This window comes from Microcoleus sp. N9_A2 (assembly GCF_036701775.1).
Taxonomy (GTDB): Bacteria; Cyanobacteriota; Cyanobacteriia; order Cyanobacteriales; family Microcoleaceae; genus Microcoleus.
Window position 1 is genome coordinate 57,619 of the sequence record NZ_JAUBRH010000009.1, and the last position, 15,648, is coordinate 73,266.

Genomic DNA, 15,648 nt, shown 5'->3' on the forward strand with positions numbered 1-15,648 from the left:
ATGGCTAAACTGAGCTGTGTATACTCAATGGCTTTGGTATAGTCGCCCAAATTGAGGTAAGCACCTCCCAAATTGCCAAGTGCTGTACCTTCCCCAAGACGGTCTTGAATTTCGCGGGCGATGGCTAAACTGAGCTGTGTATACTCAATGGCTTTGGTATAGTCGCCCAAATTGAGGTAAGCACCTCCCAAATTGCCCAGTGCTGTACCTTCCCCTTCGCGGTTTTTAATTTCGCGGGCGATGGCTAAACTGAGCTGTGTATACTCAATGGCTTTGGCCGAGTCGCCCAAAGAGCGGTAAGCGATTCCCAAATTGCCCAGTGCCCAACCTTCTGTCTGGCGGTCTCCAATTTCGCGGGCAATGGCTAACTATTGCTGTGCATACTCAATGGCTTTGGCCGAGTCGCTCAGAGAGCGGTAAGCGATTCCCAAATTGCCTAGTGCTCTACCCTCCCCTTCGCGGTTTTTAATTTCGCGGGCGATGGTTAAATATTGCTGTGTATACTCAATGGCTTTGGTATAGTTGCCCAGATAGAGGTAAGCACCTCCCAAATTGCCCAGTGCTCTACCCTCCCCTTCGCGGTCTTTAATTTCGCGGGCGATCGCTAAACTTTGTTGTGAATACTCAATCGCTTTGGCCGAGTTGCCCAGATCGAGGTAAGCGACTCCCAAATTGCCCAGTGCCCTACCTTCCCCGTCGCGGTCTTTGATGGAGCGGAAAATTTGCAGTGCTTGTTGCCAGGAGTCCAGCGCAGTTGGGAATTGGCTAGTCTGATATTGTTGAATTCCCTGCTGCAACAGTCGATCGGCCTCAATTTTACGATCATCGGTAGTTTGAGCGATCGCTGGCAAGAGAGAGCCAGGAGTAGTTAATAGCGGGATAGTGGCAAGCAGGAACAGGGAAATGGAAGCTAGGAAAACATTAGTGAGCCTAGAGTGGGTCGATTTGAGTCGCTTAAATGGGGAATAGAGCATAGGATTCTAGAGTTGGAATTTAGAGAATTAGCCCGATCGCTCTTTCTGCCGTCGTGCGATCGCCTCAATCTGCCACAGGCGATCGACCTTCATCAAAAAATTGGGTAGAAACCCCGTCCTTTTAGGACGGCTTTTTGTTACAATATAATTGGTCAATGACCCACCCGCGACGATGGAGACATAAACCCTAACACCAAAGCTTGCAATGACTGCAACGGGGAAGAAAAATCGGTAGACCGGGAAAAGAGGACAGGGCAATGGGCAGTCCACCCCTAGAATCAAACAACAAAGATTTTTGTTGGTATTCGACACATAAAACCGCAGGGCTTGCGGGGTTAGTCTGTGGAGCGAGCATAAGACCAAATCTCCTTGAGGGTGGAGGCCGCTGCTAAGAAGCAGAAAGGTTCAAGAAGTGATTCTGGGAATCACCGTGCCTTTAGGTCGGTGAGGATGTCAAAGAAGCTTACTCTGCCTCTCCAATCTCGCTGCAGGGATGGGAACTCTAATCTGAATTAGACGACTATTTTAGCGATCGCCCGATCGGCTTGAATCAAACCAGATCCACTAGCATAGTCAAATCCAACATCAAAACCGGGCGTGTTTGGATCGTCCATCTCCAGAGCCGTCTGCTCTAGTGCTCGATTAATTTCCGCAGGAGTTAAGCGGGGATTTGCTTGCAGCATCAAAGCCGCAACTGCCGCTACATGAGGAGCCGCTGCCGATGTGCCCGGAAAGTTGGGGAAACCGTCAGCATCTTGAGGAATGTCTGTGCCAAAGAACGTCGTATTGGTGTTGTCAGGCCCGACGAACTTCGGCTGCGGGCGAAACTCAGGTTTGGGTAAACGATTACCCCTCTCGTCAAACAGAATCGGAGTGCCGCCAGCCGAAGAAAAGTCTTCTAATCTTGCAGGATTTACACCGTAAGCAGGGGTGCCAAAGTAAGGGGCGGCTCCGACTGCTGCAACTCCCCTGGCATTTGCGTTGCCATATATAGTTGAACTATTGGTGTTGTAATTGTTGATTTTGAAGGTAGAGGAACCACTCGCCACGTACTTCATCAAACCGGGAGCAGAACCCGATCGCTTGCCAATCATGAGATTGAACTGATCCGAGCCAAACGAACCATCATTGCGGAATGTGAAATACTCGATCGGATCTCCTCCCACATTTGACAGTTGGCTGCCAGCCAAGATTTTTTGTTTTGTATTGTCAACCAGGTAAATATCGAGGTCGTTGGTTGAACGATCGAGCGGCGAGTCCCATTGGAATGAGATCGCGAGGGAATCGTTTTTCGCCAGTGTGATGCTTTGATAGAAATCGACCCCAGTTCCTGGATCGAAGTCATGAAGTTCTCCATAATCCGCGAAGAACCCAGCCGACTTGAAATCACTTTGATAGCTATCGCGAGCAAAGTTACCCGCAGCAGTAAAGTAGGAAACACCCTTTTTGACGACCTCATCGATCGCTTGGGCAATGATGCCATCTTGGAACATCGGTTGAGATGAAAAGCGCAGGTCGTCTACAATGATTTGCGCTCCTTGAGCTGCCAATGCGCGAATACCATCAGCCATAGCCTTTTCACTTGCTTTTAACAATTCTAGCGGGCTGTTGAACTGACCGCTGGCATAGCCTGTATGAAACAACAAATCGGCTCCTGGAGCAACATCGTGAATAAGTTGCAGCATGGCTCTGCCTTCATCGTTCGGCGGAAAAAAGTTATTGCCCAAATCTTCTGCCAACACCTTGCCTTTTACGGGCAAGTCACCGCTTGCAATGTCTTGGGCCGCCCCACCCAGCCTGTTGAAACTATTAGATAAAACCCCGATTTTGATGCCCGTGCCGTCTACCCGAAAACGATCGCGCGCGATATCCGATCGCATTGCCCGATCGCCCTGGCTGGTTATTAATCCTCGATTCCCCAAGGTGAGAAAGGCTGCATTGCCGATCGTGCTTGCATGGGTGTTGTTCAGAATTGCCAGTAGCTCACCGGTCTCGGTGCTGATTAATGTATCGTTGCGATTGTCTCCTGTGCCCTGAGAGATGGTCAACTCATCAAAAGTTAACCCTCCAGCTAAACCGATCCGATCGCGCTCACTCAGGTTGAAATCAACAATCGTATCAGTTCCTTCCTGTGGTTTCAGCGCAAAGATATCGCGATCGCTCCCACCGATTAAAACATCTCGCCCCGCACCGCCCCAGAGTGTATCGTTGTCAGCATTACCCCAAAGTGTATCGTTGTCACCGTTGCCCAAGAGTATATCGTTGCCAGCATTGCCCAAGAGTATATCCTTGCCAGCGTTGCCCCAGAGTGTATCGTTGCCAGTAGTGCCCCGCACGATGTCATCACAGCCCTGTCCAGCCATGCGATCGTCGCCGCCTTGTCCATCGATCGCATCGTTTAAGTGGTTGAATCCTTGAATCTGATTGTTCAGATTATTCGGGAATGCGATCGGGCTGGCGCTGTTGCTGTTGAGAAGAAGATTGTTTTGAGCGAGGGAAGTAGACAAGGTTATATCTGCAAAATCATTTTTCATGGAAGTTGCTCCAAATTACAAAATTCATTCATTAGGACGATCGCACGGGTGGTCAGAAACCGGGTTTTTTAGCGAATCTGCGGGTCGCAACCAAATATTTTCGTAAAAACCGGTTTCGAGGAGTCGGAGTGCGTCCAAGACTGTTCCTGCGAAACTAGACAGCACCTGGGCGAGGAAACGGTGCGTGAAATACATCTGAATTGACAAAGCAATCAACCCTTCAATCCTGTGTGTGCTTTTTTCTATAGATTGAAAAGCCAGTAATATCATTTCCGGTTGCATCGGAATGATGTTGACGGTTAACTGTTGACGGTTAACAGTTAACAGTTAACCGTTAACAGTCAACTCCTCCTCCATAACAAGTTGTTTGTTGATTTTTTTTAGTGACGATGCCCGAAGTTCTAACTGCTCTAGCTCGAAAGCCCACTTCGGTTCGAGAGCGATCGGGAATCGTCACATACATCGATCCGGCTAATGACCAGAAAAAACCAGGCAGGAATATGAAAAACAAGAGCTTTTCAAAACAATCATTGGTGTTATTTTTGTGGTTTTTGAGCATCGATCGATTCATTTGATTTCAACTCCTTTCCTGAGTTCAAAAGATTGATTTATCGACGCCTTCTTGGCTTATCCTTCTGCAGGTCATATTCCCTCTGCTGGTTATATTCCCTCATCTGGTCATATTCCCTCTGCTGGTTATATTCCAATTCACATTCCCTAGCACTTTTGCCAGCAATACTCTGATAGCGTTGTCTGCTTTGAGTTTGGTGGTCAATTCTAGCGGTGAAAGTACCAGATTCAATGATGGTATTACCGCGTTTGATATCATAGGAAAAGTGGTTTTCTCCGGGTTGCACAGCTAAAAATCTACCACGGTGAATTGTGCCAAGAGACACTTTAAATCCTTCCGAAGTTGGAGGTTTATCGTATTTACGATCGGTATAGGGAGAAGGGTTTTGGTCAATCCCAGGAGTGACATTTCGGATCGCAACGCGCAAACCTGGAGCAGGCGGCGTATTGCTGGAAATGAATGTTGCGCGCTCGGAGGCTTCCTCCGTGTGAGTATTGGTGTAAGTCTGAAAATTAGAGAAGTAAAACTGACCGTGACAACTGCCGGAGTCTCCTTCGTAAGTTGTAGAGACCGATACAGTAGTGACTGCACCCACATTGAATTCCTGAGATTGTTTAAATCTGAATCCGATTTGAGGGGCAGGCGATCCGGCGGATTGTGCATGGGTAAGATTGGACATGAGTGGAACACTCAACAGTGAAAATCCAATGACTTGAGAGACCCATTTTGCTTTGGTTGGTAGAATTGATTTTTGTGTTTTCATCGGCTTTACCTTGCAAATATCTGCAATGAACAGCGACTTTGAACAAACAGACGACTGATTTGAGAAATTATTTTTTAATTCGAGTCGTTCTTTACTTGAATCTTAAGCAACCCAGATGGGAATTTCACTCGTTCTACCCACAGACCTGATGAAGAGAGGGGTGCAATGTTGATTGCGGGAAAGTGCAACTGTACTGCAACGCACAAACTAACCCTAATCCAATAGAGAGCGCCCTTAATAAAAACTCACTCTGCCTCCCCAATTAAAGTAAATGCTGCCCAATCTCGCGGTTGTGGATGAGTTTTCATCGTGGTTAACATGGCCTGCCGTAATGCCTGGGCTTTATCGGGATTATTTTCCAAGTTTTGATAAAATTCCTGCATTAATTTGGCTGTAGGCGCATCGGGAACCCTCCACAGGGAGACGATCACACTGGGTACTCCTGCTGAAATGAGCGCTCGCGATAAGCCAATCACTCCATCCCCAGTAATTCTGCCTTCTCCAGTGTTGCAGGCACTCAAAACAACTAAGCTGGCTTGCAGTTTCATATCGAAAATTTCCTCTGCGGTCAATAAGCCATCATCGGTGCCAGAGGGAGCCAGGGCGATCGCACTTGCCAATCCGTTTACATTATCAAGCAATCCATGCGTTGCAAAGTGAATAATTGATGCTTGCGGCATTTTTTGGACGATCGCAGCTTTTGTCCCTTGTGCGCCTAAGATCGCTTGAGTATTGAGCAGAGGCGCGATCGCGATCGCTTCGGCTTCGGCTCCAGGTAGAGGAGACAATTGCTGTTTGGGAGCTCCCAGATAGGCAGACACGATCGGCATCGTAGGATTGCCCAAGACTAAAGCATTACCGCTGTGGGATTGTTGGCTCGATCGCTTCTGTCGTTGCTGTCGGGTTAAATCCAATACTTGAATCGAAGGGGCGGTGAGAATCGTGTGTTTTTGGATTAAGTAAGTGCCGTTGGCATCTTGGAGAGCTGGGAAAGGTACTTGGAACAGGGAACCTTGGGGAATGAAAATGACGTGGGCATTGGGATCTTTGGGGAGGAGACTGGCAATGGGATCGATCAGCAGTTGATGCAGGGTGGGTAAGTCGATTGGGCATTCGGTCAAGCCCGTGCTGCTGCGACTGCGGATAGCAAAGGATTCTTGTGTGCAAATGACTGGGTTGGCTAGGGAGACTTTGTACTTTTGCCAAAGGGGTTTGAGGTCAACTTGACGGAAGGTGATTTCGCCTGTGGGTTGAATCACCCAGATGTAGAGCGCCGATTCCCGCCCTACTTGTTTGCCCTGGATCTGGAAATTATCGTAGACGATCGAATACTGCACCAAAGTGGCGTTCTGTGCTTTGACGATTTGGCGGATTTGCTCCTGGTTGGGAGCAGTGGCGATGACCGAACTGGCATCACCAGTTGATAAGCGCTCTGTCAGGAGATCGACAAAAGCACGAGCACGTCCCCGTTCGGAAATTTCTAACGCGGCGATCGTTTTATTTTGATCCACCCGGACTTGTTGTAAAGTTCCATAAGTGCCAGCTTGTCCTTCAAAGATGGAGACTTTATTAGCGTCATTGGGGCCGAGCATTTGACGCATCGATTCCCAAACTTGAATCGCATTGATGAGCATTTTTTCAGCTTCTGTTGGGTTGCCAGTTTTCAAGAAAGCCACTCCGAGGTTGTTGAGCGCCCAACCCTCCCCGTCACGGTCTTTAATTTCGCGGGCGATCGTTAACCATTGCTGTGTATACTCAATCGCTTTGGCATAGTCGCCCAGATAGATGTAAGTACCTCCCAAATTCCCCAGTGCTGCACCCTCCCCTTCGCGGTTTTTGATTTCGCGTGCGATCGCTAAACTCTGCTGCATATACTCAATGGCTTTGGCATAGTTCCCTAGAGAGCGGTAAACGAGTCCCAAATTACCCAGTGCCAGACCTTCCCCTTGACGGTTTTTAATTTCGCCGGTGATAGCTAACCACTGCTGCATATACTCAGTAGCTTTGGGATAATCGCCTAGAGAGTAGTAGGCGAGTCCCAAATTGCCCAGTGCTGCACTCTCCCCGTTGCGGTCTTTAATTTCGCGTGCGATCGCTAAACTCTGCTGTCCATGCTCAATGGCTTTGGCATCGTTGCCTAAAGAGCGGTAAGCGAGTCCCAAATTGTTCAGTGCCGCAACTTCCCCTTCGCGGTCTTTAATTTCGCGGGCGATGACTAACTGTTGCTGTCCATACTCAATGGCTTTGGCATAGTTATCCAGAGAGTTGTAAGCGGCTCCCAAATTGCCCAGCGCCCAGCCCTCCCCGTAACGGTTTTTGATAATGCGATAAATTTGCAGTGCCTGTTGCCAGGAATTCAGCGCGGCTGGGAATTGGCTAGTGTGATACTGTTGAATCCCCTGCTGCATTAGCCGATCGCCCTCTGCTTCACTAACCTCCATCGCCTGAGCAACAACCGGGAGTGAGAAATGCGGAGGAATGTAAAAGGCAACAGACAAAAGGCAAAAGGCGAGGGGAAACAGGAAGCCCGATCGCACTTTACAATTGGATTTAAGTTTTAGCGAGAAAGACTGCATGGGATTTTAGGGTTTAGGTTGCGGGAGTTGGCGCTGTTGTTCGATCGCCCTAATTTGTCGCAATCGATCGCTCCATTCCTTCAGCGGTTGGGCTTCCGAACTAGCGAGAGCATCTAGCAATTCCAGCACGGGCGTTTGGTTTTGAGAAGTCTCAGAAGCTTTGCGCGCTTCGGCGATCGCGTCATACCACAGCCCAGCATCCGCATACAGATCGATCCGCTGTTGGGGAGTTGACGCGGCTGCAAGTTGAGCCTGCAACGACGCAGCAGGCTGAACTACTTGGATTTCTGCCTCCACCACCACATTCATCGAAGGAACGCTCGGCTCACACACCAATACTACTTGCCACTTGTACCATTGCCCGATCGACAGTGGGGGCAGATTTGGCGGCAGCGAAAACTGCATGATTCCCGGCTGACTCTGCATCTCGGTTCTGTAGAGTCCTTGTCCCGTAGAGCTCAACAGGCGGAATTGCATAAGATGAGGAGAGCGATCGGGTACAAACCAGGTAAAGGTCGGATGCCCAGAAATCGTCTCTCCCACATGGCTAAACGGCACCAAGACAGTCAATCCCGCCGATGAATTAGCTTCGCAACTGCCGCCGCGAGTGGTATTCGTGCTCGTTTGTTTCGGCGCAGAAGGCTTTTTAGGAGGAGTGTATTTTGCCAGCGCTACAGGAGCGATCCAGAACGAAACACTCAGCATTAAACTCGCAATGCCGGCAGAGTAAATGGTTCGACGCTTCAATCCGTGAGTCATCATCGCAATTCCCTCTGTAACTATTTCTACAGTAATCAACAATACACAAACAGAATAGAGGACAGCCCACAAGCTTCGTTTGCGGGAAAGCGCAAAGATATAGCAAGTGTGATATCAATTCCAGTTCGATCGGAATGATTTAACCGCAGAGAACGCAGAGAACACAGAGGAAGAGAAGAGAAAGATGAATACAGGACGATGCTAACTCTGAGGAACCAATTACCAGAACCACCGCCGCTTGGCTGACCAGGTTAATTCGCACACTATTCCCCTCGGTTGATTTGGGTAGCGCCGAAAGGTTCCGCCTAATTGTTTGGCTAAGTTCTTTGCCAACTGCGTGCCTAATCCTGAAGGTTGAAGTTTAGGGTTTAAATCTTCGCTTATCTCTCTGTCTCGATCGATTTGGGCTAAGCTAAGCGTTTCTGACTGAGACGGGTTTCCCTTGCCATTATCCGCCACCCGAATCACCTGCCGATCGCCTTCTTGAGTGCAAATTACAGTCAAGCGAGTGGCTTCGATCGCGTGTTTGCCGACATTGCAGAGCGCTTCTTCCAGAAAGCGGCAGAGTCCTCGCTTGTGTTCTAACCGCAGATGTGAGGTGTTCAAGGCATCGAACTGCACAATTTTGAATTTGAGCGTTTTGAGGTAAGGCAATTCTTGTTCGAGCGTGTTGCAATAGACCTTGTAGAGCAATTCATGCAGTGGAGCCTGCAGGGCCAATTCGATCGCGCTTCCCATGCGAAGATGCGGTTCATCTGCGATCGCATCTCGCTGCACCGATCCGTAAACTGCCCGTAATTCTTGATTCAGGCGTTGCAAATCCGGTAGAAATAACGGCGGTGTGGCTTCTCCCTGAGCGGTTCTCAAAATTCCCACCAATGTTTGTAAAGGCCCGCTGTGAATGGCATTAAACGTCTGCTCGATCGCAAACTGACGTTCCTCCAACCGCAGTCGCAGTTCCTGTTCGTGGCGATAAAATAATCCTGCCGTCAACCCAGCCCCATTCAACACGAGTACGAGCAACACAGGCACGATCGGCACCCACCATCCCAACAGCATCAGCCAGTAACAAAGCGCGATCGGGCTAATGCTGCCGATTAAGAGTCCGAGCAAAATTTTCCAGGGCGATCGCAGAAATCGTCCCAAACTCATCCCCAAGAGTCCCCAGACCGAAATCCAGAGCATTTCCCAGCCCTCCCCCCAAACCTGAAGCAACGGCCGCCGATCGAGTACCGCGCTAATAATCTGGCTGGTTTCGTGGGCTTGCATTTCGACTCCGTAAATCCGTCCGGGATTGATGCCTGCGATCGCACCTGAACTTACCAAATCCTTCGCGCTAAAAGACATCATCCCAATCAGCACAATCCTGCCTTGAATCCAATCCCGGTTGACCTTTCCCGATTTGATTTGCGAGAGAGAAAGCACGCGAAACGGCATTGTCCCGCTGCGAACATTCAGCAAAATCTGGTTTCCACCAGCCTCCGCCCCCACATATCCGCCAGAGTTTGACTGCACTCTGGTCAATTCAATGCTGCCAAAGCGCTTCGCGTCTGGGTCGCGTAGTCCATTACCCAACTCAATTCCTTGGGCTTCTAAATAGCGTTCTGCCAGCCGGATCGCCAACGAAAAACGGTATTCCTGCTGGGGGTTGTGAGCGCCCAATAAACTGCGGCGCTGGTAGCCATCCGCATCGAGAACGGCATCTGCAAAGCCAATTTGTTCTGGTGGTAGCGCGGGCCCAGGTGCGACGGTAAAGCCACTGCGATCGGGCAAGGCAATCTCCACTCCGATCGTATTCTTATTGCTACGAAACACCGATGTTAGTTCAGCATTACCCGGCTCAACCGGAATATCGCGGACAATATCCAGCCCGATCGCGATCGGTTGATAGGCCTGCAACCGTTTAAGCAAATCGGCAATTTCGCGATCGGGAATCGGATAAGTTCTGGCGCGTTGAATATCTTCCTCAGTGATACCCACAATTACAATCCGGTCATCCATTGGCTCAGGAGGGCGCAAGCGCAGAAATCGATCGAACGTCACCAACTCCCAAAACTGAAGCGCACCGGTCAATCTAGCCACCATCACAGCGACAATCACCATCAACCCTGGAAGCGAGCCTCGCCACCAAGTCGAGATATCTGCTCTCACTGCTTGTCCTCGATCGCGCTTCATCTCGTTTCCGGTTGCATCAATCAGTATTGTTCAAACAATTAAGAGTCAACAGTCAACAGTCAACAGTCAATCAATCAGTCCTTCTTCCCTAGCCCGCACTTCCGTTTGAATCCGCAGATTTTTGTCATCTTCGGGATACACTTCTAGCACATCTCGAATCTTCGTCCAGTAATACTGTACGGTGCGTTCGGAAACATTCATCCGTTTGGCGATCGCAGTGTCCTGCAAGCTATCTTGAAAAGCGAATTGCAACACCTCCATCCAAGCGGGTTTGAGTTGCAGCCCATTACGGATTTCTCTGGGAGTATAAATACGCTCGTGTAGCGCCCAATCGACCATCGTCAGCAACTCTTTCATCGGCTGACTCTTATCAACAACCGTGAATCCGCCCATGTGATTGTCGATCGACGGTTTCAGCCAAACCAATGTGCGAACATGAGCACTCTGCACTACAATATTCAGACTCGGATACTGCTCCATCAGCGTTTTGAGGAGTTGAAGCCCTGAATTGGCCTGAGCAGTTTCGCCGATCGCCTCTGGCATCACCAAATCCACAACCGCCAGATCCGGGGTTGTCTGCGCTATTTGCTCAAGGGCTTCCTGAGCCGTTGAAGCTGTCACAATCTCTACTTCTGGATACTCCTGCCTCAGAATATTAAGCGTACCGCCTAAAACCATCGCATGATCGTCCACGACTAAAAATGTTCGTTTCTCCGGTTGAGGTAAAATCTGGGGCATAATTGATTCGTTGCCGCACAACATCGTCAGTTTAGGTAATCCATCCTCTTATTACAATAGAGCCATTACCTGTCTCTCGTCCTGCATCTGTCCGCCAAATGTAGTTGTGGATGTCAGCAACGAGAATTGCACTAAAGCGCAGTTCCGGTAGAATCCGCACTTCATCATAATTATTCATCTCTCTCTTCTCTTCCTCTGCGTTCTCTGCGCTTTCTGTGGTTAAATCATTCCAATGCCACAACGATATTACGCACAAATAACTCGATCGGAGATTTAATTATATTTATGTTATAGTCCGGGTATCCGACTAAGAATAAAGATGATTCTATGCAAACAGAAGGTTCGTATAAAGCAAACACGTACAACCTGGAATTTGAGGGGGAAATCCAGCGGTTAAAAGCTCAAGTTCTGATAAGTTGGGAAAAGGAAGCGCGCAATTTAAAGTGGTTCGGTTTAGCAGACGGGATGAATGTTTTAGAAGCGGGTAGCGGGCCGGGATTTTTTACCGAAAAGCTGTTAGAATTGCTGCCAAACAGTTCGATAACAGCGGTAGAAATCGATCCGGTATTGCACGAAAAAGCAGTAGAATATTTAGAGGACAAAGGGGGCGATCGAGTAAATCGCATCGAAGCATCGGTTGCGGATACTGGTTTGGATGATAACACTTTCGATTTTGCGATCGCCCGTTTGCTGTTCGTTCACCTCCCAGATCCCGTCGCAGCAGCTAGAGAAATATTCCGCATCTTAAAACCCGGCGGAAAACTGCTGATTATTGATAACGATGCGGATCTATTTTGGCTGACAAATCCGCCTTGGTCAGTCGAGATTGTCAGGGAGAAATTCAAGCAGGTGATAGCATCGCGGGGCGGCAATTTATGCGTCGGGCGAAAGCTGTGTCGCATTCTCAAAGAAGCTGGGTTTGTTAGCGTTGATTTAGAAGCCGTTGTCAGCCACAGCGATATCATCGGAATTGAGGCGTTTCAACCTTTGCTTGACTCCGGCCCCATTTTGCAGATGGTCAAACAGGGGTTGATTTCAGAGTCGGAAATAGCCAGCTATCTGGTTTCGCGGGATGAGTTTGTCGCTGCGGGCGATCGATTAATGATGAGTTTTTGGTTGATGGCTTGCGGGGAAAAAAATCAATAAATTTAAGACAAATTTTTCACAAAACATTGATGTTCCGCCGCAGCAAAACCTCTAGCACTCTCCCTTCCGCTAGCATCGTCGGGCGTCAAATCTAGTCAACAGCCAAAAATCACGGATCGTGCAACCGGACTCGATCTAATTCATCTGCGTTAATCTGTGTTGCATCTGCCCTCATCTGCGGTAAAAAAAGAGAATTTCTCGGGCCGCAGATGACAATGGATTGACGCTGATTCACGCAGATGAAGGAAGAGAGAGAGGAATAATTTAGTAACTTTACACCTACAAGTCTAACCAATCGTTGGAGCCGATCGCGCAAAGGTTGTTTGTGAGAGCCAATCGTTGTCTGTCACATTTTAGCTTAACCAATCAAATCGTTAGCGAAGCCCTCGTAGACGATCGCACTTTTTACCAACTCCTCAGCATTCAACCCACTTGCCTAACCCCATTAAGAAACTCTGTCCTTCCCTCAATTATTGAAGGCATTAAAACGCAGCGTACCAACAATTCTAAATCCAACTCCGGCAAAAACTCACTTCTTGAAACTTGCTCGTAATCATCCTCGCGCAGCCGATAGACAGCAAGCCGATTATTTTCCCAAAACCAAACTTCAGGAATGCGAAGTCGCAGATATTTAGCTAGTTTATTTGTGCTACCGCTAGTAATCGTTACTTCCACGGCTAAATCGGGATGCTCTTTTCTTGAACCTATATAATAAGACTCGTCTGGTTCAAATGATACATCTCTTGCCCGGTCTCTGCGAGTTGCACTCCCTACAGGAAAGAATTCAATTCCGAGTTCAAAAAAGTATGCTTCCAGTAATATAGCGATCGCTTTTTTAAAGCTTTCATGTTCTTCCCCCACTGTCATAAACTCGATCCACCCATCAAGATAACTTATCCGCAAACCAGGAGAGTCTGCCATCAAAGATTCGATCGCCTCAAATTGCTCCCAACTATAATAACCGGGGAGAATCAATCGCTGTTCGCCAAGCGTAGCTATTTCTTTTAAAAGTTGTGCAGTCACAGGTATCACCATTTTATTTTAAATATTGCTAGCCCCTACCTAGCCAAAACCAGGCAGGGGCATTCACTCACATTCTAACTTAATGAACTAGCTCGATCGCCCTTTTAGTCAAAGCCTCAGCAGTCAACCCATTAAACGCCATCAACTGACCAGCACTAGCAGTAGTTTCCCCCCGCTTCCAAGCGAAAGTATCCCGCTTGCAATTGCTGCGTAGCATCACAGGTTCCAACATCCCAGAAGCACCACCTGTCACGCCAATTAAGGCATCTCCGCCAAACATTTCGGCAAATTTATCATCGCTCAAAAAGCCGCCGTCAGCTTCCGAACAAGTATCCCAAGCAACATCGCTAGCACGGTACAAACGCCGGGGATTCACAACAGAAACAATCCGCACTCCAATCCCTTCTGTTTCCAAAAATGCCGCCGCTTCAAACACTGGCATTAAAGTCATGTCGCCGACAACTGCAAACACAACTTTCTTGCTCCCCCCTTGATTGTGGGGAGCTTGCGGGGAATCGACTTCGTGCAGCACTATTGCACCGTCTTGCAAACCTTGGCGAGTCTGTTCAAAAGTAGTGCGAATTGGCAGCGGCGACTTGCTTGCAGTAATCACAACTCCCTTATTTTTAGCAGTCAAAGCCCACTCGTAACAAGCTTGAATGCTGTTAGCATCCGGTGGAAACAAAGGAAACACATTTCCGTTCCGCATCATCGCCGCAAAATAAGCCTCAATTTCCGGCCGCTGGTGCGTCCAACCGTTGCGGCCTTGTTCCAATGCACCCGCTGTAAATAAGGTGACAGTTGCGGGAGTTGGACGGCGCAATTCTGCCATTGCTTGGGTTACAGTTTGCCAAATTGGTAAACCGTTGATGGCAAAAGATTCGTAGGAACACCACAAACTCCGCGCTCCGAATAGCGATAAACCTACGGCTAAACCAGCGCAAGCATCTTCGCTCAAAGGTTCGTAAACTTGACCGTTAGGCGATTGATTGTACAGGTCATCTGTCGTCGGGTGAATAATCTTGAGAGCTTGGTTGATATTGGCAATTGCCGATGCTTCATTGCCGTCAGCATTAGTCACAAGAAAAGTGCGATCGCACTCGCCGACTTTCGCTACCAAACGTCCCATTGCTGTTGTCGAAATCTTCGAGTCTCCGCCAACCGCAAATTCTTCTAAAGGCAATTCGCCTAAATCTGCCAGTGGCAATGTAAACTCAGTAACAACGGTTTTCGCCGCAGGCCCGCCACCAGCGCGCTCGCAATTTGTCCGCACCAACTGCCAAGCCTCAGCAGTCAAAGCGCGCTCTTTTAAAGCGCTGATAATGTGCGGAGCATCCAGCGTATCTTTTGGATAAAGATTGTGAGATTTTGCTCCGCGCGCGTGCACGCCGGCACCTTTCAACTGTTTGATAATAAACACAGTTAATTTGCCGCCGAGAGCAGATTTTGCCGCTTTGTCAACTCCTTGTAAAACAGCTTTGGTAAATGCCATGCGCTGTTCGAGCGAAAAAGCAGTGCTGTCAACATAAGCTTCCGGTTGATTTTTATCGTCAAATTCCTTAGCATCAACTAAGATAATTTCTTCAAAACCGTTACCTTGCCAATAAGCAATCATTTCAGCATTAGTTTTAGTCGAAACCATGCTGTGATGTTCTTGAGAATATCCGTTCCAAACTAACACTGGTAAAAAGTTAGTAGCCTTGGGATAAGCAGTGTGGAAATGCCCCATGCTGCTCATCGGATAGGGTTCGCCCATGCCGCCGTCGCCCATTGTAAAAGGGAACAGTTTGTCGGGGTGCAAAAGCGCTCCCGCCATTGCAAAATGCTGCCCTTGTCCGAGGGGGCCAGCAGGTGCTAAAAGGCCGGGAATGAAACCGGAAAGATGTCCTAATAAACCGTCTTTTTCGCGGAATTTATCGCGCACTTGCTGTACGTTGACAATTCCCATGTCTTCTAAAGATCGATCGAGAAACATGGCACTATAAAAGCCGGGGGCGTGGTGCCCTACTTCGGTGACAATGTTCTTGTGTCCGAGCATCACCAAAGCGGCGTAGGCCTCTGCTTGGCTGGCAAAACCGCCCGGATGTCCCGATGCCTTGCTGGCGGTGACTTGCAGCGTCAGGTAGCGCAGGGCGTCTGCTCCCAGCATTGTTTGAAAGACGGCGACGGGATCTGCCGCATCGGCGATCGACTTGCTCCCCTCGGCGATCGCAGGTGCTTTCCCATAAGTCTCAAAACCAGGGACTGTTTCAGAAAAATATTGAATGCCTTCACAAAAAGCGGGCGTTGTTGACGTTGCCTGCGGGGTAGTTGCTGTCATGCTTGATACCTGAAAAATTTGAATTGGATTAATGTAAGAGTAATTTTATAGCTTCCGTGTTCCAAAAAA

The 15,648-nt window shown here is 48.7% G+C and carries 15 protein-coding genes; 1 reads left to right on the forward strand and 14 read right to left on the reverse strand.

Features of this window, described 5'->3' with window-relative positions; genetic code table 11:
• The 12 genes from QUA44_RS07780 to QUA44_RS07835 all read right to left on the reverse strand — a co-directional run.
• A partial coding sequence (locus QUA44_RS07780; RefSeq protein ID WP_333249657.1) for a tetratricopeptide repeat protein occupies window positions 1–311 on the reverse strand: 311 nt, incomplete at its 3' end.
• A 57-nt stretch (window positions 312–368) separates the two neighbouring features.
• The gene (locus QUA44_RS07785) at window positions 369–974 is read right to left on the reverse strand and encodes a tetratricopeptide repeat protein (RefSeq protein ID WP_333249659.1); all 606 of its coding nucleotides are present in this window, start codon (window positions 972–974) and stop codon (window positions 369–371) included.
• Window positions 975–1,001: 27 nt separating this feature from the next.
• Window positions 1,002–1,130, reverse strand: a complete 129-nt coding sequence (locus QUA44_RS07790; RefSeq protein WP_333249661.1) for a hypothetical protein — start codon at window positions 1,128–1,130, stop codon at window positions 1,002–1,004.
• Window positions 1,131–1,486: 356 nt separating this feature from the next.
• Window positions 1,487–3,508 (reverse strand): S8 family serine peptidase, encoded by a 2,022-nt coding sequence (locus tag QUA44_RS07795; RefSeq protein WP_333249663.1) that lies wholly within the window; start codon window positions 3,506–3,508, stop codon window positions 1,487–1,489.
• 24 nt (window positions 3,509–3,532) lie between these two features.
• Window positions 3,533–3,778, reverse strand: a complete 246-nt coding sequence (locus tag QUA44_RS07800) for a hypothetical protein (RefSeq protein ID WP_333309610.1) — start codon at window positions 3,776–3,778, stop codon at window positions 3,533–3,535.
• Window positions 3,779–3,842: 64 nt separating this feature from the next.
• A complete protein-coding gene (locus QUA44_RS07805) occupies window positions 3,843–4,079 on the reverse strand; it encodes a hypothetical protein (RefSeq protein ID WP_333249667.1) in 237 nt (78 codons plus the stop codon).
• 37 nt (window positions 4,080–4,116) lie between these two features.
• On the reverse strand, window positions 4,117–4,758 hold the full coding sequence (locus tag QUA44_RS07810) for a hypothetical protein (protein ID WP_333249669.1): 642 nt from the start codon (window positions 4,756–4,758) through the stop codon (window positions 4,117–4,119).
• A gap of 329 nt (window positions 4,759–5,087) precedes the next feature.
• Window positions 5,088–7,418, reverse strand: coding sequence for a CHAT domain-containing protein (locus QUA44_RS07815; RefSeq protein ID WP_333249671.1), 2,331 nt, complete (start codon window positions 7,416–7,418; stop codon window positions 5,088–5,090).
• A gap of 6 nt (window positions 7,419–7,424) precedes the next feature.
• A complete protein-coding gene (locus tag QUA44_RS07820; RefSeq protein WP_333309613.1) occupies window positions 7,425–8,249 on the reverse strand; it encodes a DUF928 domain-containing protein in 825 nt (274 codons plus the stop codon).
• Window positions 8,250–8,396: 147 nt separating this feature from the next.
• The gene (locus tag QUA44_RS07825) at window positions 8,397–10,352 is read right to left on the reverse strand and encodes a CHASE2 domain-containing protein (RefSeq protein ID WP_333249675.1); all 1,956 of its coding nucleotides are present in this window, start codon (window positions 10,350–10,352) and stop codon (window positions 8,397–8,399) included.
• A 66-nt stretch (window positions 10,353–10,418) separates the two neighbouring features.
• Window positions 10,419–11,090: a response regulator transcription factor gene (locus QUA44_RS07830; RefSeq protein ID WP_333249677.1), complete on the reverse strand. Its 672-nt coding sequence runs from the start codon at window positions 11,088–11,090 to the stop codon at window positions 10,419–10,421.
• 31 nt (window positions 11,091–11,121) lie between these two features.
• Window positions 11,122–11,346 (reverse strand): hypothetical protein, encoded by a 225-nt coding sequence (locus QUA44_RS07835; RefSeq protein WP_333276453.1) that lies wholly within the window; start codon window positions 11,344–11,346, stop codon window positions 11,122–11,124.
• Between the two features lie 71 nt (window positions 11,347–11,417).
• On the opposite strand from QUA44_RS07835, the gene QUA44_RS07840 reads away from it, so the two are divergent.
• Window positions 11,418–12,236, forward strand: a complete 819-nt coding sequence (locus tag QUA44_RS07840; protein ID WP_333249678.1) for a methyltransferase domain-containing protein — start codon at window positions 11,418–11,420, stop codon at window positions 12,234–12,236.
• Window positions 12,237–12,659: 423 nt separating this feature from the next.
• Here QUA44_RS07840 and QUA44_RS07845 read toward each other — a convergent pair whose 3' ends face one another.
• Entirely contained in the window at window positions 12,660–13,259 is a 600-nt protein-coding gene (locus QUA44_RS07845; RefSeq protein WP_333249680.1) for a Uma2 family endonuclease, read from the reverse strand.
• Between the two features lie 79 nt (window positions 13,260–13,338).
• Window positions 13,339–15,579, reverse strand: coding sequence for a phosphoketolase (locus QUA44_RS07850; RefSeq protein ID WP_333249681.1), 2,241 nt, complete (start codon window positions 15,577–15,579; stop codon window positions 13,339–13,341).
• Window positions 15,580–15,648: the final 69 nt, after the last annotated feature.